Annotated in this window: 21 protein-coding genes and 1 tRNA gene; 11 read left to right on the forward strand and 11 right to left on the reverse strand. The window is 62.4% G+C overall.

What is annotated here, in order from left to right:
* Window positions 1-53 precede the first annotated feature (53 nt).
* From EIC84_RS01540 to EIC84_RS01550, 3 genes are all read right to left on the reverse strand, one after another.
* Window positions 54-144: transfer RNA gene (locus EIC84_RS01540), tRNA-Ser, on the reverse strand.
* A 92-nt stretch (window positions 145-236) separates the two neighbouring features.
* Window positions 237-1,157, reverse strand: a complete 921-nt coding sequence (locus EIC84_RS01545; RefSeq protein WP_003063190.1) for an SPFH domain-containing protein — start codon at window positions 1,155-1,157, stop codon at window positions 237-239.
* A 90-nt stretch (window positions 1,158-1,247) separates the two neighbouring features.
* Window positions 1,248-1,673, reverse strand: coding sequence for an NfeD family protein (locus EIC84_RS01550; RefSeq protein WP_003063189.1), 426 nt, complete (start codon window positions 1,671-1,673; stop codon window positions 1,248-1,250).
* A 139-nt stretch (window positions 1,674-1,812) separates the two neighbouring features.
* Between EIC84_RS01550 and EIC84_RS01555 the strand changes: the two genes are divergently transcribed.
* Window positions 1,813-4,353 carry an arginine/lysine/ornithine decarboxylase gene (locus EIC84_RS01555; protein WP_003063187.1) on the forward strand — a complete coding sequence of 847 codons (2,541 nt, stop codon included), beginning with the start codon at window positions 1,813-1,815 and terminating at the stop codon, window positions 4,351-4,353.
* 89 nt (window positions 4,354-4,442) lie between these two features.
* Window positions 4,443-4,886, forward strand: coding sequence for a VanZ family protein (locus EIC84_RS01560; protein ID WP_034361583.1), 444 nt, complete (start codon window positions 4,443-4,445; stop codon window positions 4,884-4,886).
* A 91-nt stretch (window positions 4,887-4,977) separates the two neighbouring features.
* On the opposite strand, the gene EIC84_RS01565 is transcribed toward EIC84_RS01560, so the two are convergent.
* The 3 genes from EIC84_RS01565 to EIC84_RS26155 all read right to left on the reverse strand — a co-directional run bounded on the left by EIC84_RS01565 (window position 4,978) and on the right by EIC84_RS26155 (window position 8,293).
* Window positions 4,978-5,940: a tripartite tricarboxylate transporter substrate binding protein gene (locus EIC84_RS01565; protein ID WP_100086387.1), complete on the reverse strand. Its 963-nt coding sequence runs from the start codon at window positions 5,938-5,940 to the stop codon at window positions 4,978-4,980.
* 157 nt (window positions 5,941-6,097) lie between these two features.
* Entirely contained in the window at window positions 6,098-7,312 is a 1,215-nt protein-coding gene (locus tag EIC84_RS26150) for a CaiB/BaiF CoA-transferase family protein (RefSeq protein WP_003063181.1), read from the reverse strand.
* Between the two features lie 45 nt (window positions 7,313-7,357).
* The gene (locus EIC84_RS26155; protein WP_003063180.1) at window positions 7,358-8,293 is read right to left on the reverse strand and encodes a hydroxymethylglutaryl-CoA lyase; all 936 of its coding nucleotides are present in this window, start codon (window positions 8,291-8,293) and stop codon (window positions 7,358-7,360) included.
* Between the two features lie 141 nt (window positions 8,294-8,434).
* Between EIC84_RS26155 and EIC84_RS01580 the strand changes: the two genes are divergently transcribed.
* Entirely contained in the window at window positions 8,435-9,163 is a 729-nt protein-coding gene (locus EIC84_RS01580; protein ID WP_003063178.1) for an IclR family transcriptional regulator, read from the forward strand.
* Window positions 9,164-9,224: 61 nt separating this feature from the next.
* Here the strand turns inward: EIC84_RS01580 and EIC84_RS01585 are convergent, their stop codons facing one another.
* The 3 genes from EIC84_RS01585 to fabI form a co-directional block, all read right to left on the reverse strand.
* Window positions 9,225-10,130: a DNA ligase gene (locus EIC84_RS01585; RefSeq protein ID WP_003063176.1), complete on the reverse strand. Its 906-nt coding sequence runs from the start codon at window positions 10,128-10,130 to the stop codon at window positions 9,225-9,227.
* Between the two features lie 178 nt (window positions 10,131-10,308).
* On the reverse strand, window positions 10,309-10,830 hold the full coding sequence (locus EIC84_RS01590; RefSeq protein ID WP_003063174.1) for a superoxide dismutase family protein: 522 nt from the start codon (window positions 10,828-10,830) through the stop codon (window positions 10,309-10,311).
* A 172-nt stretch (window positions 10,831-11,002) separates the two neighbouring features.
* Window positions 11,003-11,803, reverse strand: a complete 801-nt coding sequence (gene fabI / locus EIC84_RS01595) for an enoyl-ACP reductase FabI (RefSeq protein ID WP_003063172.1) — start codon at window positions 11,801-11,803, stop codon at window positions 11,003-11,005.
* A 120-nt stretch (window positions 11,804-11,923) separates the two neighbouring features.
* Here fabI and EIC84_RS01600 point away from each other — a divergent pair, with 120 nt between their 5' ends.
* The 5 genes from EIC84_RS01600 (at window position 11,924) to EIC84_RS25910 (ending at window position 18,312) form a co-directional block, all read left to right on the forward strand.
* Window positions 11,924-13,735, forward strand: a complete 1,812-nt coding sequence (locus EIC84_RS01600; RefSeq protein ID WP_003063170.1) for an extracellular solute-binding protein — start codon at window positions 11,924-11,926, stop codon at window positions 13,733-13,735.
* 388 nt (window positions 13,736-14,123) lie between these two features.
* Window positions 14,124-15,152, forward strand: coding sequence for a microcin C ABC transporter permease YejB (locus tag EIC84_RS01605; protein ID WP_003063168.1), 1,029 nt, complete (start codon window positions 14,124-14,126; stop codon window positions 15,150-15,152).
* A gap of 48 nt (window positions 15,153-15,200) precedes the next feature.
* Window positions 15,201-16,301: an ABC transporter permease gene (locus tag EIC84_RS01610; RefSeq protein WP_085960373.1), complete on the forward strand. Its 1,101-nt coding sequence runs from the start codon at window positions 15,201-15,203 to the stop codon at window positions 16,299-16,301.
* Window positions 16,298-17,953 carry an ABC transporter ATP-binding protein gene (locus EIC84_RS01615; RefSeq protein ID WP_003063165.1) on the forward strand — a complete coding sequence of 552 codons (1,656 nt, stop codon included), beginning with the start codon at window positions 16,298-16,300 and terminating at the stop codon, window positions 17,951-17,953. The genes EIC84_RS01610 and EIC84_RS01615 overlap by 4 nt, the downstream gene beginning before the upstream one ends.
* 197 nt (window positions 17,954-18,150) lie before the next feature.
* Window positions 18,151-18,312 carry a hypothetical protein gene (locus tag EIC84_RS25910; protein WP_003056362.1) on the forward strand — a complete coding sequence of 54 codons (162 nt, stop codon included), beginning with the start codon at window positions 18,151-18,153 and terminating at the stop codon, window positions 18,310-18,312.
* A gap of 102 nt (window positions 18,313-18,414) precedes the next feature.
* Here EIC84_RS25910 and EIC84_RS01620 read toward each other — a convergent pair whose 3' ends face one another.
* A complete protein-coding gene (locus tag EIC84_RS01620) occupies window positions 18,415-18,747 on the reverse strand; it encodes a chaperone modulator CbpM (RefSeq protein WP_003063164.1) in 333 nt (110 codons plus the stop codon).
* A gap of 11 nt (window positions 18,748-18,758) precedes the next feature.
* Window positions 18,759-19,739, reverse strand: a complete 981-nt coding sequence (locus EIC84_RS01625; protein ID WP_034361624.1) for a DnaJ C-terminal domain-containing protein — start codon at window positions 19,737-19,739, stop codon at window positions 18,759-18,761.
* A gap of 230 nt (window positions 19,740-19,969) precedes the next feature.
* Here EIC84_RS01625 and EIC84_RS01630 point away from each other — a divergent pair, with 230 nt between their 5' ends.
* The 3 genes from EIC84_RS01630 to nusA all read left to right on the forward strand — a co-directional run bounded on the left by EIC84_RS01630 (window position 19,970) and on the right by nusA (window position 22,680).
* The gene (locus EIC84_RS01630) at window positions 19,970-20,350 is read left to right on the forward strand and encodes a thioredoxin family protein (protein ID WP_003063159.1); all 381 of its coding nucleotides are present in this window, start codon (window positions 19,970-19,972) and stop codon (window positions 20,348-20,350) included.
* A 180-nt stretch (window positions 20,351-20,530) separates the two neighbouring features.
* Entirely contained in the window at window positions 20,531-21,109 is a 579-nt protein-coding gene (rimP, locus tag EIC84_RS01635) for a ribosome maturation factor RimP (RefSeq protein WP_003080490.1), read from the forward strand.
* Window positions 21,110-21,192: 83 nt separating this feature from the next.
* Entirely contained in the window at window positions 21,193-22,680 is a 1,488-nt protein-coding gene (gene nusA / locus EIC84_RS01640; protein ID WP_003063156.1) for a transcription termination factor NusA, read from the forward strand.
* Window positions 22,681-22,700: the final 20 nt, after the last annotated feature.

Here is a 22,700-nt window from a genome sequence, read left to right on the forward strand (position 1 = left end):
ATACTTCATTGCTGAAGTAAAAAACCAAGTGTGGTCGACTTGATTTTAAAATCTGGCGGAGCAGGCGGGATTCGAACCCGCGGTGGGCTATTAACCCACACACGCTTTCCAGGCGTGCGACTTAAACCACTCATCCACCGCTCCGTGTGATGAAGCCGCTATTCTAACCAGAAATTTCGACCTCAAAATGAAAGTGCAGAAAGTTCTTTTCTGCATGCAGCCTGCAGCGAGCAGGCTCAGGCGCTCTTGCCCACCTGAACCATCTTCATGGCAGAGGCAATCAGGCCGGAGACTTCAGTCATGTTCGCAGGAATGACCAGGGTGGTGTTGGAGTCCGCTGCCACCTTGCTGTAAGCCTCCACGGCGCTCTCAGCCACCTTGAGCTGAACGGCCTGCTCGCCGCCGGGCTGGCGGATGGCCGTGGCCACACGCTCCAGCGCCTGTCCGGTGGCTTCGGCCACGGTGGTGATGGCGGCAGCTTCACCTTGCGCCTTGTTGATGGCGGCTTGCTTCTCGCCTTCGGAGCGGGCGATGAAGGCCTCGCGCTCGCCGGTGGCGATGTTGATCTGTTCCTGGCGTCGGCCTTCGGAAGCTGCAATCAAGGCGCGCTTTTCGCGTTCTGCCGTGATCTGGGCCTGCATGGCGCGCAGAATTTCAGCGGGTGGCGTCAGATCCTTGATTTCGTAGCGCAGCACCTTCACGCCCCAGTTCAGCGCGGCCTCGTCGATGGCATTGACGACCTGGGCGTTGATCATGTCGCGCTCTTCAAAGGTCTTGTCCAGCTCCAGCTTGCCGATCACGCTGCGCAGCGAGGTCTGGGCGAGCTGGGTGACGGCCATGATGTAGTTGGACGAACCATAGCTGGCGCGCATGGGGTCGGTGACCTGGAAGTAGAGAATGCCGTCCACGGTCAGCTGCGTGTTGTCGCGCGTGATGCAGACTTGGCTGGGCACGTCCAGGGGAATTTCCTTGAGGCTGTGCTTGTAGGCGATGCGATCCACGAACGGGATCAGAAAGTTCAGGCCAGGTGTGAGCGTGCCTGCGTATTTGCCCAGACGCTCCTTGACCCATGCATGCTGCTGGGGAACCACCTTGATCGAGCGGACGATGAAGATGACGGCAATGATGGCGATGGCGAGAGGGACTGCGTAATCCATATTGTCTCCAGCCCTTGTGGGGCGTTGGTGTGAAGAAAGAGAGCGAAGCGTTCCAGCGTTCAGCATAACCATGCCGGGGCCGGTCGATGATCAGATCTTGTCAACCAGCAGGCGGTTGCCAATGACTTCGGCCACGCGATGCGGGCCCGGAATGGGCAGCGCGCCCTGGCGTCCCATGACAGTCCAGGTGGCGCCGCGATAGCGGACCTGGGCCGTGCCGTCGGTGTTCCACTGTTCGATGACCACGGTTTCGCCCACATCCAGGTTGACATCGCGATTGCTGGACGCGGGCTGTCTGCGCGGGCTGCGCTTGCGCAGCAGATAGCAGACGAGGACGGCACCGGAGCCCAGCAGGGCGGCAGCGACGATCTGGCTGCTGGTGCCCAGGCCGAAATGAGCGCAAAGCGCTCCGGCAATGGCACCCAGAGCCAGCATGAGGAGATAGAAAGTGCCGGTCAACAGCTCCGCAATGACCAGCAAACCGACAAGCAACCACCACGCGGTGGAGTGATCCATACCTGAGCTCCTGTTAAGGCCTGTATTTAGTGCACCACATTCTGGGTTAAAAACAGCCTGTTTCAAAGCCGCAATAAGGATATTCCTTACACTTCGCGGCTGTTTCGTTTTTTAGGCCTGATTGGTACGGAGGCTGTTCATGAAGTTTCGCTTTCCCATCGTCATCATCGACGAGGACTATCGTTCCGAGAACACCTCGGGACTGGGCATCCGCGCCCTGGCTCAAGCCATTGAAGAAGAGGGCTTTGAAGTCCTGGGCGTGACCAGCTATGGCGATCTGTCGCAGTTCGCCCAGCAGCAAAGCCGGGCCAGTGCCTTTATCTTGTCGATCGACGACGAGGAATTCCAGCTCGGCGGCGACAAGGACCCCATCATTCACAGCCTGCGCGACTTCATCGGTGAAGTGCGCCGCAAGAATGAGGAGGTGCCCATCTATATCTACGGCGAGACCAAGACCAGCCGTCACCTGCCCAACGACATTCTGCGTGAGCTGCATGGCTTCATTCACATGTTCGAGGACACGCCCGAGTTCGTGGCCAAGCACATCATCCGCGAAGCCAAGAGCTATCTGGAGAGCGTGCAGCCCCCGTTCTTCAAGGCGCTGCTGGACTACGCCGAAGACGGCTCCTACAGCTGGCACTGCCCCGGTCACTCGGGTGGCGTGGCCTTTCTGAAGAGCCCCGTGGGCCAGATGTATCACCAGTTCTACGGTGAGAACATGCTGCGCGCCGACGTCTGCAATGCCGTGGAGGAACTGGGCCAGCTGCTGGACCACAACGGCGCCATCGGCGAGTCCGAGCGCAATGCGGCACGCATCTTCAATGCCGATCACTGCTACTTTGTGACCAATGGCACATCGACCTCCAACAAGATCGTCTGGCACCACACCGTGGCACCTGGCGATGTGGTGGTGGTGGATCGCAACTGCCACAAGTCCATCCTGCACTCCATCATCATGACGGGTGCGATTCCGGTGTTCCTCAAGCCCACGCGCAATCATTTCGGCATCATCGGTCCCATCCCGCAGAGCGAGTTCTCGGTCGAGTCCATCCAGGCCAAGATTGCCGCCAACCCGCTGCTCAAGGGCGTGGATGCCAAGGCCGTCAAGCCCCGCGTGCTGACGCTGACGCAGTCCACCTACGACGGCGTGCTCTACAACACCGAGACCATCAAGGGCATGCTGGACGGCTATGTGGCCAATCTGCACTTCGATGAGGCCTGGCTGCCCCACGCTGCCTTCCATCCCTTCTATGGCAGCTATCACGCCATGGGCAAGAAGCGCAAGCGCCCGATGCACTCGGTGGTCTATGCCACCCAGTCCATCCACAAGCTGCTCGCTGGCATCAGCCAGGCCTCGCATGTGCTGGTGCAGGACAGCCAGACCGAGAAGCTGGATCACCCTCTGTTCAACGAGGCGTATCTGATGCACACCTCGACCAGCCCCCAGTACAGCATCATCGCCAGCTGCGACGTGGCTGCCGCCATGATGGAGCCGCCCGGCGGCACGGCGCTGGTGGAAGAGTCGATTGTCGAGGCGCTGGACTTCCGCCGTGCCATGCGCAAGGTGGAGGACGAGTTCGGCGACGACGACTGGTGGTTCGAGGTCTGGGGGCCTGAAGCTCTGGCCGAGGAAGGCGTGGGCACGGCCCAGGACTGGATCATCCGCGGCACGGACGCATCGACCAAGACCCGCTCCAAGAAGAACGGCAAGGAGTTCGACAACTGGCACGGCTTTGGCGATCTGGCCGACGGCTTCAACATGCTGGACCCGATCAAGTCCACGATCGTCACGCCCGGCCTGGACCTGGACGGTGATTTTGCCGACACCGGCATTCCCGCGTCCATCGTCACCAAGTACCTGGCCGAGCATGGCGTGGTGGTCGAGAAGACCGGCCTGTATTCCTTCTTCATCATGTTCACCATCGGCATTACCAAGGGCCGCTGGAACACCATGCTGACTGCGCTGCAGCAGTTCAAGGACGACTACGACCGCAATCAGCCGCTGGCGCGCATCCTGCCCGAGTTCTGCCAGCAGCACCGCCGCTACGAGCGCATGGGCCTGCGTGATCTGTGCCAGCATGTGCACGAGCTGTATGCCAAGTACGACATCGCACGCCTGACGACCGAGATGTATCTGTCGGATCTCAAGCCCACGATGAAGCCCTCGGATGCCTACGCGCATATCGCGCAGCGCAAGACCGAGCGCGTGGAAATCGACCATCTGGTCGGCCGCACCACCGTGGGTCTGGTCACGCCTTACCCGCCCGGAATTCCGCTGCTGATCCCCGGTGAAGTCTTCAACAAGAAGATCGTGGACTACCTGGTGTTCGCGCGCGAATTCGCCAAGGAGTGCCCGGGCTTCGAGACCGATATCCACGGTCTGGTCGAGCTGGAAGACGAAAACGGCGAAATCCGCTACTACGCGGACTGCGTGGCCGAGGAAAGCGCCAAGCCTGTGGCAGCGAAGAAGACTGCTGCGGTGAAGAAGCCCGCTGCCGAGAAGACGGTTGCCAAGAAGACGGCTGCCAAGAAGACGGCTGCCAAGAAGACGGCTGCGGCGCCCGGAGCCACGACAGTTGCCAAGACACCCGCCAAAAAGCCGGCAACAAAGCCGGCAGCCAAGTCCGTCGCAAAGCCTGCGGTGAAGGCTGCGGCCAAAACGGCAAGGAAGGCCGCATAAGCCTTGGCTTTTGCAAGGTCGGGGCGATCCCGGCCTTTTTGCACATCAGCCCGGAGTGCCTGCACTTCGGGCTTTTTCATATCCCTGCCATGCATTCATTCCTGCAACCGGCTGGCGCCGTGCCTCTGTGGAAGCTGTTGGCGGCAGCCAGCCTGGGCTGGGCCTTGTTCATGCTCTGGGGCTGTCTCAATGAGACAGGCAGCAGCGGTGGGCTGATTCTCAGGCTGTTCCCGTTTCTGAGTGGCTTCGCGCACACGGACAAGCTGGTGCATGCCGGCCTGCATACGGTGCTGGCGGGTTTGCTCTGCTGCGCGGGGCTGGCCCGTGCGCATGCTACGGGCTTGCGCTGGACCGCCGGGCAAGCACTGGCCGTGGTGCTGGTCTGTGCCGGCTACGGCGGCGTGATCGAGCTGCTGCAGGCCGGCTTCTCCACCACGCGGTCAGCCGAGTGGCTGGATGCGCTGGCCAATGCCGCGGGCGCGAGCCTGGCCGTGCTGTTCATTCAGGGGCTGCGCTGCATGAAGCAAAAATAGTAGCTGCTTGCGCTTGACCTGAGTTTTGTATAGGCATGAACCTATTTGAGACATAGGTGGTTATTGCGCAAGCTGCTCCTGCTTTTGATGACTATTCCAGCGTGATCTTCGCATCGCGGATCAGCGCGGCCCAGCTGGCCTGCTCCTTTTGCAGATAGGCCTGGGCATCCTGAAGGCTGCCGCCCATGGGTGTGCTGCCTTCGGACTGCAGCTGCTTGAGCACGGCAGGGTCCTGCAGGCCGGTGTTCACTGCGGCGTTGATCTTCTGCGCCAGCGCGGCGGGCGTGTTTCTGGGGGCCACGATCAGCTTCCAGTCCACGGCTTCAAAGCCCGGAAAGCCGGACTCGGCCACGGTGGGGACCTGGGGCAGGATGGCAAGACGCTTGGCCGAGGTCACGGCCAGTGCGCGCAGGCGCTGGCCCTTGATCATGGGGTAGACCGCCTGAGGCGTGCCGAACATATAGTGGGTCTGCTTGCCCAGCAGGTCGGTCACGGCCGGCGCGGCGCCTTTGTAGGGTACGTTGAGCACATCGATCTTGGCCTTGTAGGAAAGCATTTCCCCCGCCAGATGGCCGACGGTGCCCGTGGACGCCAGGCCTTGCTTGATGGCTCCAGGCTGGGCCTTGGCCGCGGCGATCAGATCCTGCAGTGATTTCCAGGGCGAATCGGTGGGCACGACCAGCACCACAGGCTGCGAGGCCACCAGCGCCACGGGAAGCAGATCGGTCTTGGCGTTGAACGGCATGCTGGGCAGCAGCGAGGGATTGATGGCCAGATTGGCGGTCTGCCCCATGCCGAAGGTATAGCCGTCGGCCGGCGCCTTGGCGACGGCATCGAGGCCGATATTGCCGCCCGCGCCGGGCTTGTTGTCCACCACGATGACCCAGCGATTCGCGGTCGCCATGCGTTCGCTGATCTGGCGCGTCACCGTGTCGGTGCCGCCGCCAGGCGTGAAGGGCACGACCATGCGGATCGACTTGGCAGGCCATTCGCCGGGCTGGGCCGCAGCACTGCCGGCGGCCAGCGTCATGGCCGTCAGCGCGCATGCTGCCATCGCCAGGCGGCGGTTCGGGTGTCGGGAAGAGGGGCTGTGCGGCATGGTTTTGTCTCCTGAATGATGGAAATGGGGCGAAAGAATCCCCACAGGGCGCGCTTGGGCGCCCTGTTCTGGGGTGGGTGAGTCGTGCGGGGCGATGGCCCCGCAGGGCCACTCAGTCGGGCTGGCCCTGTGCCAGCGCCTGGGCCTGGGCCTGGCTATAGCCCAGCGCTGTCAGAATCTCCAGGCTGTGCTCGCTGAGCTTGGGCGGCGAGAGGCGCACCTGCAGATGCTTGCCGTCCAGGGTCAGCGGCAGCAGCACGGTCTTGCTGTCGCGGCCGTCGGGCAAGGTGATGGGTGCCAGCGCACCGGTGGCGTTCAGGTGCGGGTCCTCGAGCAGATCGTGCGGGCGGGCGATGGGCGCGAACGGCAGGCCCTTGTCCTCGAAGACGTTGGCGATATGTGCGGCGCTGTAGCCGGCCATGGTTTCGCGCAGCAGCGGCATCAGCCAGCTGCGGGCCTGCACGCGGTCGTTGTTGCTGCCAAGGTGCGGATCGTCACGCAGCTGCTCCAGGCCAAAGGCGTTGCAGAACTCGCGCCATGCTCCGTCGCTGACCACGGCCAGAAAGATCTGCTCGCCGCCCTGGACCTCGAACACGTCGTAGATCGCCCAGGCCGAAATGCGTGCGGGCATGGGTGCTGCAGGCTTGCCGGTCACCGCGTACTGCATCATGTGCTGGGCGATCAGAAACACATTGTTCTCGAACAGAGCGCTCTGCACTTCCTGGCCCTTGCCGGTCTTCTCGCGCTGGGCCAGGGCGGCCATGGCTCCCATGGCACCGAACATGCCGCCCATGATGTCGTTGACACTGGTGCCCGCGCGCAGCGGGTCGCCGGGCCGGCCCGTCATATAGGCCAGGCCGCCCATCATCTGTACCACCTCGTCGAGGGCCGTGCGGTGTTCGTAGGGGCCGGGCAGAAAGCCCTTGTGACTCACATAGATGAGGCGTGGGAATTGTTGCTTGAGACTTTCATAGTCCAGGCCCAGCTTCTTCATGGTGCCGGGCTTGAAGTTCTCGGTCACCACATCGGCCGTGGCGATCAGCTTGAGCGCGGCCTCCTTGCCCTCGGGGGTCTGCAGATCCAGCGTCAGGCTTTTCTTGTTGCGGTTGAACAGCGGGAAAAAGCCCGAGCCCGAGCCCAGCAGCTTGCGCGTGGCATCGCCATTGCGGCCGCGGCCCACGGGCTCGACCTTGATGACTTCGGCGCCCAGGTCGGCCAGCATCAGGCCGCAGCTGGGGCCCATGACCATATGGGTGAACTCCACCACGCGGATGCCGCTATAGGGCAGGGGGGAAGAAGTCTCGGCGGTTTCGGTTGAGGAGTGCATATTCATCTCTTGTGGTGCTCGGCTCGTCGGCGAGCCGAGGCGTGATCAGTAACGGTGAGGCACAAAGCCCTTGGGCAGGCCTGCGGGTGGCAGCATGCCGTAGAGTGCCTCGCCCGGCAGGCCGGCGGCCAGCATTTCTCGCGCTGCAAGCAATCGTTCAATGTCAATGCCGGTGCGCAGCCCCATGGCTTCGAACATGAAGACCAGATCTTCGGTCACCACATTGCCCGAGGCGCCGGGGGCATAGGGGCAGCCGCCCAGTCCGGCCTGGGAGGCGTCGAAAGTGCGTACGCCGGCTTCATAGGCGGCCAGGCAGTTGGCCAGGCCCAGGCCTCGGGTGTTGTGCATATGCGCGGCGCCAGCCTTGTCGCCGAGTTCGCTGCGCAGGCGCGTGAACAGGCGCTTGACCTGGGCCGGGTTGGCCATGCCCGTGGTGTCGGACAGCCCCGATTCATCGGCGCCGGCGGCCACGCAGGCGGCAGCCAGAGCGATCACCTCGTCCTCGGGCACCAGGCCTTGCAAGGTACAGCCGAAGGCGGTGGAGATGCCGGCTTCTATATGTACGGCTGGGGCCATTTCGTCGCGCAGCCTGGCGATGGCGCGCACCTCTTCCACCATCTGCGCCGGGGTCTTGCGCACGTTGGCCATGGAGTGCGCAGGGCTGGCCGATACGGGCAGCGTGATCTTGTGCGCGCCGGCGCGCATGGCGGCTTCGGCGCCCTTGAGATTGGGCACCAGGGCCATGATGGTGACGCCGGGATGGGTGACGGCGTGGCGCACGACCTCGGCGGCATCGGCCATCTGCGGCAGCAGTTTGGGCGAGACAAAGGAGCCGACCTCGATCTCCTGCACGCCCGCTGCCACTAGAGCATCGATCCATGCATGTTTGTGGGCCGTGCTCATGGTGGCCGAGACCGACTGCAGGCCGTCGCGGGGGCCGACTTCGCTGATCAGGAGATCGAAACGCTGGGGGAATGACATGGTTGCCTCACTTGGATTTCATACTTGCATTGCAGCTGGCACAATGCTTTAATGTTGTTCTATCTAGTAGAACTTAATTCTTTCTATTGAAATATTGCCTTGCGTACTGATGCCCTGTCAAGCTGAGGGGCAGGAGTTTTTATGCCGCGTAAATCCCTGAATGAATCCGTAGCCGACGAGAATGCCGCGCCTGGCGGTGTGGCCGCAGTGGACCGCGCCCTCAGCGTGCTGGGCGCATTCCAGGATGGCGATGCCGCGCTGAGCCTGGCCGAGCTGGCCGAGCGCACGCGCCTTTACAAGAGCACGGTGCTGCGATTGCTGGCCTCTTTGGAGCATGGCGGCTGGGTTCAGCGCCAGGATGACGGGCGCTATGCGGTGGGCTCGGCCGTGGCCAGGCTGCATGCGGTTTACGAACAGAGCTTCTCGCTGGACAAGCTGGTCATGCCGGTGCTGCGCGCACTGGTTCAGGCCACAGGCGAGAGCGCTGCCTACCATGTGCGCCAGGGGCGTGAACGCCTGTGTCTGTACCGCGTGGATTCGCCGCACCCGGTACGCGATCATGCGCGTGCCGGCGATCTGCTCCCCCTGGATAAGGGAGCCGGCGGGCGTGTGCTGGTCGCTTTCGATCCGGAGCTGAGCGACTGGGTGAAGAGGAATCGCAACCACTATGCGCGTGTACGGGCCGATGGCTACGAAGCCCTGGTGGGCGACAGGCATAGCGAGATCGCCGGCATCTCGGCCCCGGTTTTTCGCCGCAGCGGGGAGCTGGCCGCTGCCCTGACGCTGACCATGCCCGCGCATCGCTATGACGAACGCTATGTCAAAAACGTGTTGCAGGCTGCACGCGACCTGGGGGCGCAACTGTCGTAGGTTTGGGCGCCGTGGGCTTGAGACGCAGGACCGGCAGTCGCAGGCAGCGATGAAGCCCGAGTCAGGGGCCTGCCGGCTCGGGCTGAAAGCCCGGCTCGCTGCGCACGCGCAAAAAGCGGGCAAAGCGCGGCAGCCCGCTTTTTTCGTGCAGGCCCTGGTAGCGGTAGGTGACCCAGCTGCCGAGCGCGGGCGGGCTTTTGCGCATCTGCGCCGTCAGTCCGGAGCCCAGTGAAAACTGCTTGCCGTCCGGGGTCTGCACCAGCAGCGCACCCGTCATGCCCTGCCATTGTCCGCGTCCGCTTTTGTAGCCTATGACCCGGGCTTCGGCATCATCGAAAGGCTTGAGCTTGAGCAGATCGTCGCTGCGGCCCGGGCGATAGGGGGCGCTGCCTTTGTGCAGCATCAAGCCCTCGCCGCCACCTTTGACGACTGTGTGCAGCCATTGCCGCAATTCGGCTTCCGAGCCCAGCTTGCGCTGCTCCACCATCTGCACCCAGTCCTGGGCAATGGCCCCGACGGTGCGCTGCAGCAGCGGCAGGCGCTGGTCAAAGCTGCCCGGAGCTGCGGGCAGATCAAACACCATGAATTTCATCTGGTGCCAGGCCTTGTCGTCCGGGATGGCCTGTGCCGTGGTGGACTGGGCATGGGCAAACCGGCCGCGTCCGGCCCAGAGCTCGCCATCCATGGGAGTGGCCGGCCAGTCCCGGACAAACCACTCTGGCGTCGCGATCCGCTGCCCGCCACGGCTGACGAGCTGGTGGCCGTTCCAGTAGCCGCGTACGCCATCCAGTTTCTCGCTGACCCAATAGTCCTGCAGCGGCAGGCCGCTGCGCCAGACCTGGGCCAGCATCAGTGAAGGCGGCTGTGTCGTGGTCTGGGCCCGCACGGCAACAAAGCCCATGCAGAGACAGGCACAGACCAGCCAGAGAATGCATTCCCGCAGGGGGCGATGCCGTGGTTCAGGCATGGCTATCTCCCGGTAAAGAGGCAGCTCATGCTAGAGCGCGGAGCCTATGCTGTCGATGCGGGTACGAACCCATATCAAAAAACATGGCTATCAGCGGCTTATCCATCAGTAATTACGGCGATTTCAATGAAAAAGCCGCTGCAGCCAGGCAGCGGCTTTTGTCAAAGGGGCAAGACCTTCAGTCGCGGCTGATAACGGCGCAGGCGATGCGCGCGCCGGCATTGCCCGTGGGCTGGGTGGTGTAGTCGTCGGGCTGCGCATGGACGATGACCGCCCGGCCTATGACATTGCCAGGGCCGGCCAGCAAGGTGATGTCCGCCGACTGTACGTTGACGGTGGCCACGCCGTTGGAGTCGGCCTTCAGGCTGGGCAGGTCGCCCATATGGTGCTGGGTCGAGTCATATTTGCCATGCGGATTGCCCAGCGGGTTGAAGTGGCCGGCAGCGGCATTGCCGTTGTCGCCGCAGTCGCCCTTGTCGTGGATGTGAAAGCCATGCTCGGAATTGGGCTTGAGGCCGTGAATCACGGCATTGACCACCACCTGCTGGCCGGTCTTCTGGGTGAATTTCACATCGCCGCCGACCTTGCTGCCCGAAGTGGCCTGCAGCCTGGCGATGGCCTGGGCGGGCTGGGGCTCGGGAGTGCTGCAGGCCGTCAGGGCAGCAGCGGATGCGGCCAGGACGAGAAAACGATATGGCATGTAAGCTCCTCTTGAATATTCGTCAGAACCATAGAGAAAACACTGTGAACCATAGCGTCAGTGCTTTGCCGCGCTTGTAGGGCAAGGGCCAAGATGTCGGGCACGGCCCCAAAAAACAAAGCCCCGCAGGCGGCTGAGGCCTGCGGGGCTGGTGTCGTCAAAAGCCTGGGGCTCAGACCTGATCGGCAGACAGGCCTGCAGTCTGGCTGAAGCCGCCGTCCACATAGGTGATCTCGGCGGTCACGCCGGAGGCCAGGTCGGACAGCAGGAAGGCCGCGACATTGCCCACGTCTTCAATGGTCACGTTGCGGCGCAGAGGAGCGGCGTCGGCCACGCGGCCCAGCAGCTTGCCGAAGTCCTTGATGCCGGAGGCTGCCAGGGTCTTGATGGGGCCGGCGGAGATGCCGTTGGCACGAATGGCGCGGCCGTCGGCAGTGCGGCCCACGGCTTCGGCCAGGTAGCGCACGGATGCTTCCAGCGATGCCTTGGCCAGGCCCATGGTGTTGTAGTTGGGGATGGAGCGCAGAGCACCCAGGTAGGACAGGGTCAGCAGCGAGGACTTGTCGTTCAGGTAAGGCAGGGCTGCCTTGGCCATGGCGGGGAAGCTGTAGGCGCTGATATCGTGGGCGATCTTGAAGTTCTCGCGGCTCAGGCCGTCGAGGAAGTTGCCGGCAATGGCTTCACGGGGGGCAAAACCGATGGAGTGCACAAAGCCGTCGAACTTGCCCCAGGTGGCACCCAGGTCGGCGAACAGCTTTTCGATCTGGGCGTCGTCGCCCACGTCGCAGTCGAACACCAGCTTGGAGTCGAAGTCGGCAGCAAATTCGGTGATGCGGTCCTTGAAGCGTTCGCCCACATAGCTGAAAGCCAGTTCTGCGCCTTGCTCATGGCAGGCCTTGGCAATGCCGTAGGCAATGGAACGGTTGGACAGAACGCCCGTGATCAGCAGCTTTTTACCGGCGAGAAAACCCATTGTTGTTCTCCAAAGAAAATTGAAAGAGACGATGGCTGCATCTGTGGCAGACGCGCCATCTTTGAAAACGTATCTGTTCGAACTGGGTGCGAATCAGTCGGGGTAGGGCAGAATTGTCGCATGCGCCATTGGATGATTTGCTCAGCCCTGATTGTCAGCAGCCAAGTTGCCACACCTGCCCTGGCAGCACATGGCTATGCGCTCTGGGGTCAGCCCAGGTACGCGGCCGACTTCAGGCACTTTGACTATGTGAATCCTCAAGCGCCCAAGGGCGGCGAGTTGCGCATGGTCAGCAATCTGCGCTATTCGACCTTCGACAAGTACAACCCCTTCACCATCAAGGGCTCGCCGCCTGCCTACCTGGCGGACATGCTGTTCGAGACCCTGTTGACCCCCAGTCTCGACGAGACGGCCACGGGCTACGGCCTGCTGGCCGAGGATGTGGAGGTGGCGGCCGACGGCCTGTCCGCGACATTCAAATTGCGCAAGCAGGCGCGCTTTCACAACGGAAAGCCCGTGCTGGCCCAGGATGTGAAGCACAGCTACGAGACACTGCTGAGCAAATATGTCTCGCCCGGCTACAAGACGCTGTTTGCCGAGGTGGCTGCCTGTGATGTGCTCGACGAGCGCACGGTGCGCTTTCGCTTCAAAAAGCCCAACCGCGACCTGCCGCTGACCGTGGGCGCTCTGTTGCCGGTGTTCAGCCGTGACTGGGGGCTGGGCGCGGATGGCAAGCCCAAGGCCTTCGATCAGGTGGTGATGGACACGCCCATCGGCAGCGGGCCCTACAAGATAGGGCCGGTCAAGTTTGGCAAGGACATCAGCTATGTTCGCGACCCTAAGTATTGGGGGGCAGCCTTGCCGGTGCGTGTCGGTTTGGCCAATTTTGACCGAATCACCATCAAGATCTACAAGGACAACACGGCGCGGCTGGAGGCACTCAAGGCCGGTGAGTTCGATCTCATGCGCATCAACAGCGCGGGCGACTGGGCCAGGCGTCTGACGGGGCGTCGCTTCGCCTCGGGCGAACTGGTTAAGGGCGCGTTCGAGAACAAGCTGCCCTCGGGCTTTCAGAGTTTTTTCCTGAATACGCGGCGTGAGCTGCTCAAGGATGTGCGTGTGCGCGAGGCCTTGGGCCTGGCTTATGACTTTGAGTGGATGAGCCGTCAGATGTTCTATGGCGCATATCAGCGCGTGCATGGATTGTTTGGCAACACCGCTTGCGAAACCACGGGCGATCCCAGCGATGCCGAGTTGGCCCTGCTCAAGCCCTATGAGAGCAGTCTGCCGCCAGGCACGCTGGGGCAGATGGCCCAGCCGCCACGCACCGATGGGCCTGACGGCCTGCGCGGCAATCTGCGGCGTGCGCAGAAGCTGCTGGCCGATGCCGGCTGGACGGTCAGGGATGGAGCCTTGCGCAATGCCGGGGGCGAGCCCATGGTGCTGGAATATCTGGACAGCAGCGACAGTGCGCGTCTGATCAGCTCCTGGTCGCGGAATCTGGAGAAGCTGGGCATCACGCTCAAGCTGCACAATGTCGATTTTGCGCTCTACCAGCAGCGGCAAGACAAGTTTGATTTCGACATCATCACGCTCAATGTGCCGGGTACACACAACCCGGGTCAGGACTATGCCGAGCTGTTTGGCAGTGCCTCCGCCGATCAGGAGGGAGGCTTTAACTTTCCCGGGGTGAAAAGCAAGGCGGTTGATGCCATCATTGCTCGCATGGCCGCCGCCAAGTCCGAGCAGGACATGCTGCCCGCCTGCCACGCGCTGGAGCGCATCATCGTGCACGGCCACTACCTGATCCCGCAATACTACTCAGGCGCGCACCGCATGGTCTATGACGCCTGGAGGCTGGCGCTGCCAGGGCAGATTCCGGCCTATTCTCCGGGCGAGCTATGGGCCGTCTATGCCTGGTGGGCCAAGTAAGATGGCCCCCACGCTCCGCCGTTGCACGGGTCGCTGCCCCCCGAGGGGGCTGGCCTTGCTTGGGGCGGCCCGGCGCGGCGGCCCAGGTAAAGTGGCCCCCACGCTCCACCGTTGCACGGGTCGCTGCCCCCCGAGGGGGCTGGCCTTGCTTGGGGCGGCCCGGCGCTGCGGCCCAGGTAAAGTGGCCCCCACGCTCCACCGTTGCACGGGTCGCTGCCCCCAAGGGGGCTGGCCTTGCTTGGGGCGGCCCGGCGCTGCGGCCCAGGTAAAGTGGCCCCCACGCTCCACCGTTGCACGGGTCGCTGCCCCCCAAGGGGGCTGGCCTTGCTTGGGGCGGCCCGGCGCTGCGGCCATCGCCATCGCGGCTGAAAACAAGGGTTGATCGAAGATGTTTGCCTATATTTTCAAACGCATTTTGCTGATGATCCCCACGCTGCTGGGCGTGCTGCTGCTGACCTTTGTCGTCATCCAGTTCGTGCCCGGCGGCCCGGTGGAGCAATATCTGGCCGAGGCCAAGGCCGGTGCCGGACATGGAGCCGAAGGCGCTGCCATGAGCTACCGGGGTGGCCAGGGCGTGGACCCCAAGCGGCTCGAAGAGATCAAGGCGCTGTACGGCTTTGACAAGCCGCCGGTAGAACGCTTTGTGCAGATGCTGGGTCAGTTCGCGCGCTTCGATCTGGGCACCAGCTTTTTTCAGAACAAAAGCGTCTGGGCGCTGGTCAAGGAAAAACTGCCGGTCTCCATCAGCCTGGGGCTGTGGACGTTTTTCATCAGCTATCTGGTGGCTGTGCCCCTTGGCGTGGCCAAGGCCGTGCGGGCCGGCTCGCGCTTCGATCTGGTGACCACAATCGTGATTCTCATCGGCTATGCCATCCCGGGCTTTGTGCTGGGCGTGGCGCTGCTGGTCGTCTTTGGCGGGCAGCTGCAGTGGTTTCCGCTGCGCGGGCTGACATCGGCCAATTTCGACGAACTCAGCACCATGGGCAAGGTGGCGGACTATCTCTGGCATATCGCGCTGCCCGTGACCGCCATGGTGGCCGGCAGCTTTGCCGTGACGGCCATGCTGACCAAGAACTCGTTTCTCGAAGAGATCCGCAAGCAATATGTGCTGACGGCCCGCGCCAAGGGCCTGTCCGAGCGCCAGGTGCTCTACAAGCATGTGTTTCGCAATGCGCTGATTCCCATCGTCACGGGCTTTCCCTCGGCTTTCATCGGTGCCTTCTTTGCCGGCGCGCTGCTGATCGAGACCCTGTTCTCGCTCGACGGCCTGGGTCTGCTCAGCTATGAAAGCGTGATCCGGCGCGACTTTCCCGTGGTGCTGGGCACGCTGTATCTGTTCACGCTGATCGGCCTGGTGACCAAGCTCATCAGCGATCTTTGCTATGTCTGGGTGGACCCCCGGGTCAAGTTTGACTGATTTATGCAAGATAATCCTCAAACCATTGCCCTGCAAGCGCAAGAAGCTATGAATATAGGAGTGGAACGTGTGCCGGCGACGCCTGCTGCCAAGTCCGAATCCCCGGGGCGCCGGGCCTGGCGGCGCTTCAAAGGCAATCGACTGGGCTTTGTCAGCCTGCTGATCTTCTCGGTGCTGGTGTTGCTCAGCCTGTTTGCCGAACTGCTGTCCAACGACAAACCGCTCATCGTGCGCTACGAGGGGCAGACCTATCTGCCGCTGCTGCACGATTACCCGGAAACCACGTTTGGCGGCGATTTCCATACGCCGACCGATTACCTCGATCCCTTCATCCAGCAAAGGCTCGGCGAGGGCGACAACTGGGCGATCTTCCCCATCAACCGCTATGGCAAGTCCACCATCAACTACTTTGCCAAGTCGCCCAATCCTTCTGCGCCGTCGGCCGACAACTGGCTGGGCACCGACGACCGGGGGCGCGATCTGCTGGCGCAGCTCATCTACGGTTTTCGCGTCAGCGTGCTGTTCGGCCTGGCGCTGACGGCCGTGGGCGTGCTGCTGGGCGTGCTGGCGGGAGCGGTGCAGGGCTTTTTTGGCGGCAAGACGGATCTGGCCTTCCAGCGCCTGACGGAAATCTGGGGCTCCATGCCCGAGCTCTACCTGCTCATCATCTTCAGCGCGCTGTTTGCGCCCAGTGTCTCGCTGCTGCTGATCCTGCTGAGCCTGTTCGGCTGGATGGGGCTGGCCGACTATGTGAGAGCCGAGTTTCTGCGCAATCGCCAGCTCGACTATGTGAAATCCGCCCAGGCCCTGGGTGCCAGCAATCGTTCCATCATCTTTCGCCACATTCTGCCCAACAGCATGACGCCGGTGATCACCTTTTTGCCGTTTCGCATGAGCGGGGCCATCCTGGCGCTGACCTCGCTCGATTTTCTGGGTCTGGGCGTCCCGCCAGGCACGCCAAGCCTGGGCGAGCTGCTGAGCCAGGGCAAGAACAATATCGATGCCTGGTGGATTTCCCTGTCCACCTTTGGCGTGCTGGTCATCACGCTGCTGTTGCTGACCTTTATGGGCGACGCCCTGCGCGATGCGTTGGACCCGCGCAAGCAGGCGCGTACCGAGGCTGCAAAGCGCGCAGGAGGCAAGCCATGAGCCAGGAAAAGTATGGGATTGAGAGCCGCAGCCAGTTGCTGAGCGTGCACGATCTGAGTGTGTCTTTTGCGGGCAAGCCCGTGGTGCAGGGCGTGAGCTTCGAGATGGCTGCCGGTGAAAAGCTGGCGCTGGTGGGGGAGTCCGGCTCGGGCAAGTCGGTCACGGCGCTGTCGCTGCTGCGCCTGGTGGGCGATGCACAGCTGGGTGGCCGGGCCCTACTGGACGGGCGCGATCTGCTGGGGCTTTCGGAGCGCGAGATGCAGGGCATACGCGGCGGCGATATCGCCATGATCTTTCAGGAGCCGATGACGGCGCTGAACCCGCTGATGACCGTCGGCGCGCAGGTGGCGGAGGTGCTGCAGCTCAAGCAGGCCTTGAGCCGGGCGCAGGCCTTGAAGCAGGCCGTCGAGCTGCTGGCCACTACCGGCATCCCTGAGCCAGAGCGTCGCGCGCAGAGCTTTCCGCACCAGCTCAGCGGTGGCCAGCGTCAGCGCGCCATGATCGCCATGGCCCTGGCCAGCCGTCCCCGGCTGCTGCTGGCCGACGAGCCGACAACGGCGCTGGATGTGACGCTGCGTGGCCAGATCCTGGATTTGCTGGCCGATCTGCAGCGGCAGACCGGCATGGCCGTGCTGATGATCACGCATGACCTGAACCTGGTGCGCCGCTTTGCCGACCGCGTGGCCGTCATGGAAAAAGGCCGTCTCGTGGAGCAGGGCGCGGTGGCCGAGCTGATGCGGAACCCGCAGCATGCCTATACCCGCAAGTTGCTGGCCAGCCGGCCGGTGCGCAATGTGGCGGATGAGACCGTGCTGGCCGGTGAGGCTGCCGTGGTGCAGACCCAGGCCTTGCAGGTGAGCTATGCCACGCCCTTGCCCGGCATTCGCGGCTGGTTCAAAAAGGGGGCGTTCGTCGCGGTCAAGGGCGCGGATATGCTGCTGCGGCCCGGCCGTACCCTGGGCGTGATCGGTGAATCGGGCTCCGGTAAATCCACGTTGGCCCAGGCCGTGCTGGGGTTGTTGCCTGCGGCCGGGGAGCTGCAGGTGGCCGGCAGGCAATGGCAGCAGCCGGCAATCCGCAACAGCGCCGCCAATCTGGCGCTGCGGCGCAAGATTCAGGTGGTGTTCCAGGATCCGTTTTCCTCGCTGTCGCCGCGCATGACGGTGGAGGAGATCGTCGGCGAAGGCCTGCAGATCCATGCCCCTGAGCTCGCTGCCGGGCCGCGGCGCGAGCGCGTGCTCAAGATGCTCGAAGAGGTGGGCTTGACCGAGGCCCAGTTTCCCGGCCTGCTGCAGCGCTATCCGCATGAATTCTCGGGCGGGCAGCGGCAGCGCCTGGCGATTTCACGCGCGCTCATCATGGAGCCCGAGGTCCTGGTGCTGGACGAGCCCACGAGTGCACTCGACGTCACCATTCAGCAGCAGGTGCTGGCCCTGTTGCAGCGGCTGCAGAAGGAGCGTGGTCTGGCCTATCTGCTCATCACCCACGATGTGGATGTGATTCGCGCCATGGCCCATGAGGTGCTGGTCATGAAGGACGGGCAGATCGTGGAGCAGGGCGATGTGCAGGCGGTGCTGACTGCGCCGAGGCAGGCATACACGCGCCAGTTGGTCGAGGCCGCCGGGGTCGTTGCCGAGCCTCCGGCGGTCTGAATGTGATGGCGAGCAGTGCCTTCCCTTCAAAGGTTTGAGGCTTTGAATGCCTGCAATTGCTGTCGGTTCACTGATTCGCGAGGCAGGCATTCGCTGAAAAACACTGAATCCGCACTCGAAAGTCTGTATTTATTTGGCGCGAATTCTCTGGCTGTGGCCTAATTGATCCTTTTCAACCTCCCAATTGAGAATTCGACATGGGCAATAAGATCGTTACCGAAGCAGACCGCAAGGCCACTCCCCGTCCCCAGGCACCCAATGGCGTGACCCTGCCCACTCCCGGCCGTGGCCAGCGCGTGAGCCTGGAGCGTGGTTCGCACACTCGCAGCAAGAAGCAGCCCGGCAAGCGCCACGGCTAATTCCTGCGGCAGGCTGCGCCCTGGTGTGCGGCCCGCAAAAAAGCCCTCGTCACTTCGGTGCGAGGGCTTTTTGCTTTTCACGGCTTCAGAGCGTTGGTTTGCTCATCCCTGAAGATTTTTCAGCTTGCGGCGCAGCTGCTGCACTTCCTCGATGAGATCGGTGGTCAGGGCGGCGAGCTGAGGGTCGGCGTCGAAGCTGTGTTCCAGCTGGGCAATGCGGCGTGCACGCACCAGCGTCTGGCTGCTGAAGCGCCATTGCTCGTGGCTGATCTCGCGCAGCTGACCTTCGTTGTCGTAGCTGATGACGCCTGTCTGCACATGCTCGATCACCCATTGCGGGCTGGTGCAGCAATGGCGCGCCAGCTCGTGCAGATCGAGCACGGCCTGTTCCAGCAGCTCGGCAGGCTCGTAGAAAGGGTAGTGGGAGGGGCTCATGGGAAAACCTTTCAACTCAGGCTGCGGGCATCGAACTGCGGGAAGGCCCTGGCAAAGTCGGCATAAGCCTGCTTTTGCGCGGGTGTCGCCGCGGGTGGGAAGACCACATCCAGCACCAGGTACAGATCACCCGGCGTGGCGGCGGGCAGGCCCTTGCCCTTGAGGCGCAGCTTGCGACCCGAGCGATAGCCGGCGGGCACGGTGACTTCCAGTTCCCCGGCCAGCGTCTTGAAGGGGACGGGGCCACCGAGCTCGGCTTCCCAGGGCGCGAGCGGTACTCGCTGGTAGACATCCTTGCCTTCGGACCACCAGCGCGGATCGCTACGGAAGTGCACCTCCAGCAGCAGATCGCCTGGAGCACCCTTGCCCAGACCCGGGTTGCCCTGACCGGCAAGGCGAATCATCTGGCCCTCGCGCACGCCCTTGGGAATGGTGACCTGCAGCTCCTTGTCCTTGTGGGTGGGGATGCCCTGGTCGTCGAGCACGGTGCTGCGCAGATGCAGCGAGCGCACGGCGCCGCTATAGCTGTCCTGCAGATCCAGCTCTATGCTGGCATGCTGGTCCTGGCCGCGCATGTCTGGGGTGCTGCGCGCGCCTTGCTGGCCCTGATGGCGCCGTGCACGAGCGGCCTGGCCGAACATCTGCGAGAAAAAGTCGCTGAAATCGGCGTCGCTGCCGGCATCGCCCTGGCTGCTGAAGTGAAAGTCCTGCTGATCCCAGTCGGGCGGCGGGCGAAAGCCTCCCTTGCCCTGAGCTCTGGCATTTTGAGCAAACTGCATTTCGTCGCCCATGGCGTCGTAGGCGGCGCGCTTTTCGGGGTCAGAGAGCACGGTGTTGGCTTCGTTGACCTCGGCCATGCGAGCAGCCGCGTCTTTTTCCTTGCTGATGTCGGGGTGGTATTTGCGGGCGAGTTTGCGATAGGCCTTTTTGATGTCCTCGGTGGAGGCCTTTTTGTCCACGCCAAGTATCTTGTAATAGTCCTTGTAATCCATGGAGTCACCAATCTTCTTGTCAAAAGATGGGCGCAAGACTGTTGCCTTGGCTGCTGCCATTGCTGCGCCCGCATTCAGGAAAATAATAGGGATAGAGTGCGGCAGCTTCAAGGGTCTCAATGCGCGCTGGTGGGGTGATGACCGGGGTTTGAGTCCTTGGGGGCATCTGGCGCTACCATTGCCGGGATCAATGCAGGGGCGTGTGCGAAGGCCTGCCCAGAGTTCGTGAAATGAAACAAGAAATTACAAAAGCAGACGCATGGCTGGTTGTCTGCCTCTGTGCTGACTGGTGCGGTACCTGTAAACAGTACCGGCAGCCCTTCGAGGCTCTTGCTGCCCAGTTTCCACAGATGCGTTTTGTCTGGCTCGATGTGGAAGACCGTGAGGATGTCGCTGGCGATCTGGACATAGAAACCTTTCCGTCCATTTTGATGGCGCAGGGCGAGCAGGCCAGATTTCTGGGGCCTGTGCTTCCGCAGACGGGGGTGCTGGCGCGGATGCTGCAATCCCTGCCCGCAGATGCGGCGGCGAGGCCCGCCGATGTGCAGGAGGCCCAGGATTTGCTGCAGCGATTGTTGCGCGCTGATGACCTGCAGGAAGTCTTGCGTTGATCGCTGTTTTATGCGAGACACTTTTTGCGAAAACAGTGGTTTGCGGCTACAATCACGGCTTCACGACCAAACGGGCGGGTACATACCGCCCGTTTTTTTTGGGCAATTCATGGCGAAACCTGTTTTTGGCAGAGCTAAGTCCATGATTTGACAGATTTTTCGGGATTGAACTGAATACACGTGGCACTACAGCAAATCGTTGAACAAACCGTGACAGGTCTGGGCTATGACCTGGTTGAAATCGAGCGCTCGGCCGGCGGCCTGCTGCGCATCACGATTGATTTGCCTTGGCAGGCGCCGGAGGAAGGTGCGCCTGAGCTGCCCGAGCAGTTCGTGACAGTGGAAGACTGCGAAAAGGTCACGCGCCAGCTTCAGTTTGCGCTGGAAGTCGATGGTGCGGACTACGCCCGCCTGGAGGTCTCTTCTCCAGGCATTGATCGTTTGCTGCGCCATGAGCAGGACTTCATCCGCTTTGAAGGCTCGGAGGTGGATCTGACGCTCAAGGCTCCCATCGGGGCTGCGGGTGGCGACAAGATCAATGCAAACCGCAAAAAATTTCGTGGCACGCTGGAGCGGACTGAAGAAGGTGGCTGGCAGATCGTCTGGAGCGATGAGCCGCCTCCCAAGCCGGGCGTGCGCGTCAGCAAGAAGCGTGAGCCAGCGCCGTTGAACGCGATGGGCTTTACGCTTGACGAGTTGCGCGAAGCTCGTCTGGCACCGATTGTGAATTTCAAAGGACGCGCAGCCAAGCCCGAATGAGGCAGCTGAAGCGTTTGAATCTTTTGGGGCAAAGAGGTCGCATGCAAATCCTCTTTGTGTGATTGAAATAGGAGAGTCGTCGCATGAATCGCGAACTGTTGATGTTGGTTGAAGCCATTTCGCGTGAAAAGAACGTGGAACGCGATGTGGTTTTTGGTGCCGTGGAATCCGCACTGGCACAGGCCACCAAGAAGCTGTACCAAGGTGAAGTAGACATCCGCGTGTCCATCGATCGCGAAAGCGGCGACTACGACACCTTCCGCCGCTGGGTGGTGGTGTCTGACGATGCCGGTCTGCAGAACCCCGACGCCGAAGAAATGCTGATGGATGCGGAAGACCGCGTGCCCGGCATTCAAATTGGTGAGTTCATTGAAGAGCAGATCGAGTCGCTGCCCATCGGCCGTATCGGTGCCATGGCTGCCAAGCAGGTCATCCTGCAGAAGATTCGCGACGCCGAGCGCGAAATGCTGCTCAACGAATTCCTGGCCCGTGGCGAGAAGATTTTCACCGGTACCGTCAAGCGCATGGACAAGGGCGACATCATTGTCGAATCCGGCCGTGTGGAAGGCCGACTCAAGCGCGGCGAGATGATCCCCAAGGAAAATCTGCGCAATGGCGACCGTGTGCGCGCCATGATCATGGAAGTCGATGCCACCTTGCGCGGTGCTCCCATCCTGCTGTCGCGCTCGGCTCCCGAATTCATGGTGGAATTGTTCCGCAATGAAGTGCCCGAGATCGAGCAAGGCCTGCTGGAGATCAAGAGCTGCGCCCGTGACGCCGGCTCTCGTGCCAAGATCGCCGTGCTCAGCCACGACAAGCGCGTGGACCCCATCGGCACCTGCGTCGGCGTGCGCGGCACCCGCGTGAATGCCGTGACCAACGAACTGGCCGGCGAGCGTGTGGATATCGTGCTGTGGTCCGAAGACCCCGCCCAGTTCGTGATCGGTGCCCTGGCTCCTGCCAATGTCTCTTCCATCGTTGTGGATGAGGAAAAGCACGCCATGGACGTGGTGGTGGACGAGGAAAATCTGGCCATCGCCATCGGTCGCGGCGGTCAGAACGTGCGTCTGGCCTCCGAGCTGACAGGCTGGAAGATCAACATCATGGACGCTGCAGAGTCTGCCCAGAAGCAGGCCGACGAGTCGGCTGTCTCGCGCAAGCTGTTCATGGAAAAGCTGGATGTGGACGAGGAAATCGCCAACATCCTGATCGAAGAAGGTTTCGAGACCCTGGAAGAGGTGGCCTATGTGCCGCTGCAGGAAATGCTCGAAATCGAATCCTTCGACGAAGAGACGGTGAACGAGCTGCGTAGCCGCGCCAAGGATGCACTGCTGAGTCAGGAAATTGCTCGCGAAGAAAATGTGAGCAAGGCATCCGAGGATCTGGTGTCTCTGGACGGCATGACTGCCGAGCTGCTGGACAAGCTGGCGCAAGCTGATGTGCACACCCGTGACGATCTGGCCGACCTGGCGATCGACGAGCTGACCGAAATCACCGGTCAGACTGCCGAAGAAGCCAAGGCCTTGATCATGAAGGCGCGTGAGCACTGGTTTACCGATGGGCAAGAGTAAGGTCAGGGAGGTACAGAGCA

The sequence above is a fragment of the Comamonas sp. A23 genome (genome assembly GCF_004522605.1).
Classification (GTDB): Bacteria; Pseudomonadota; Gammaproteobacteria; order Burkholderiales; family Burkholderiaceae_C; genus Comamonas; species Comamonas thiooxydans.

Bases quoted from the DNA above. Each gene is read 5' to 3' on its own strand.
- EIC84_RS01565 (WP_100086387.1), bottom strand. From the start codon at position 5,940: ATGGCAGCATGCGCGCTGACGGCCATGACGCTGGCCGCCGGCAGTGCT.
- EIC84_RS01610 (WP_085960373.1), top strand. From the start codon at position 15,201: ATGAATATAGGAGTGGAACGTGTGCCGGCGACGCCTGCTGCCAAGTCC.
- EIC84_RS25910 (WP_003056362.1), top strand. From the start codon at position 18,151: ATGGGCAATAAGATCGTTACCGAAGCAGACCGCAAGGCCACTCCCCGT.
- EIC84_RS01615 (WP_003063165.1), top strand. From the start codon at position 16,298: ATGAGCCAGGAAAAGTATGGGATTGAGAGCCGCAGCCAGTTGCTGAGC.
- nusA (WP_003063156.1), top strand. From the start codon at position 21,193: ATGAATCGCGAACTGTTGATGTTGGTTGAAGCCATTTCGCGTGAAAAG.
- EIC84_RS01560 (WP_034361583.1), top strand. From the start codon at position 4,443: ATGCATTCATTCCTGCAACCGGCTGGCGCCGTGCCTCTGTGGAAGCTG.
- EIC84_RS01605 (WP_003063168.1), top strand. From the start codon at position 14,124: ATGTTTGCCTATATTTTCAAACGCATTTTGCTGATGATCCCCACGCTG.
- EIC84_RS01545 (WP_003063190.1), bottom strand. From the start codon at position 1,157: ATGGATTACGCAGTCCCTCTCGCCATCGCCATCATTGCCGTCATCTTC.
- EIC84_RS01580 (WP_003063178.1), top strand. From the start codon at position 8,435: ATGCCGCGTAAATCCCTGAATGAATCCGTAGCCGACGAGAATGCCGCG.
- EIC84_RS01585 (WP_003063176.1), bottom strand. From the start codon at position 10,130: ATGCCTGAACCACGGCATCGCCCCCTGCGGGAATGCATTCTCTGGCTG.
- EIC84_RS26150 (WP_003063181.1), bottom strand. From the start codon at position 7,312: ATGCACTCCTCAACCGAAACCGCCGAGACTTCTTCCCCCCTGCCCTAT.
- EIC84_RS01590 (WP_003063174.1), bottom strand. From the start codon at position 10,830: ATGCCATATCGTTTTCTCGTCCTGGCCGCATCCGCTGCTGCCCTGACG.
- EIC84_RS01620 (WP_003063164.1), bottom strand. From the start codon at position 18,747: ATGAGCCCCTCCCACTACCCTTTCTACGAGCCTGCCGAGCTGCTGGAA.
- EIC84_RS01550 (WP_003063189.1), bottom strand. From the start codon at position 1,673: ATGGATCACTCCACCGCGTGGTGGTTGCTTGTCGGTTTGCTGGTCATT.
- EIC84_RS26155 (WP_003063180.1), bottom strand. From the start codon at position 8,293: ATGTCATTCCCCCAGCGTTTCGATCTCCTGATCAGCGAAGTCGGCCCC.
- EIC84_RS01600 (WP_003063170.1), top strand. From the start codon at position 11,924: ATGCGCCATTGGATGATTTGCTCAGCCCTGATTGTCAGCAGCCAAGTT.
- EIC84_RS01630 (WP_003063159.1), top strand. From the start codon at position 19,970: ATGAAACAAGAAATTACAAAAGCAGACGCATGGCTGGTTGTCTGCCTC.
- EIC84_RS01555 (WP_003063187.1), top strand. From the start codon at position 1,813: ATGAAGTTTCGCTTTCCCATCGTCATCATCGACGAGGACTATCGTTCC.
- EIC84_RS01625 (WP_034361624.1), bottom strand. From the start codon at position 19,739: ATGGATTACAAGGACTATTACAAGATACTTGGCGTGGACAAAAAGGCC.
- fabI (WP_003063172.1), bottom strand. From the start codon at position 11,803: ATGGGTTTTCTCGCCGGTAAAAAGCTGCTGATCACGGGCGTTCTGTCC.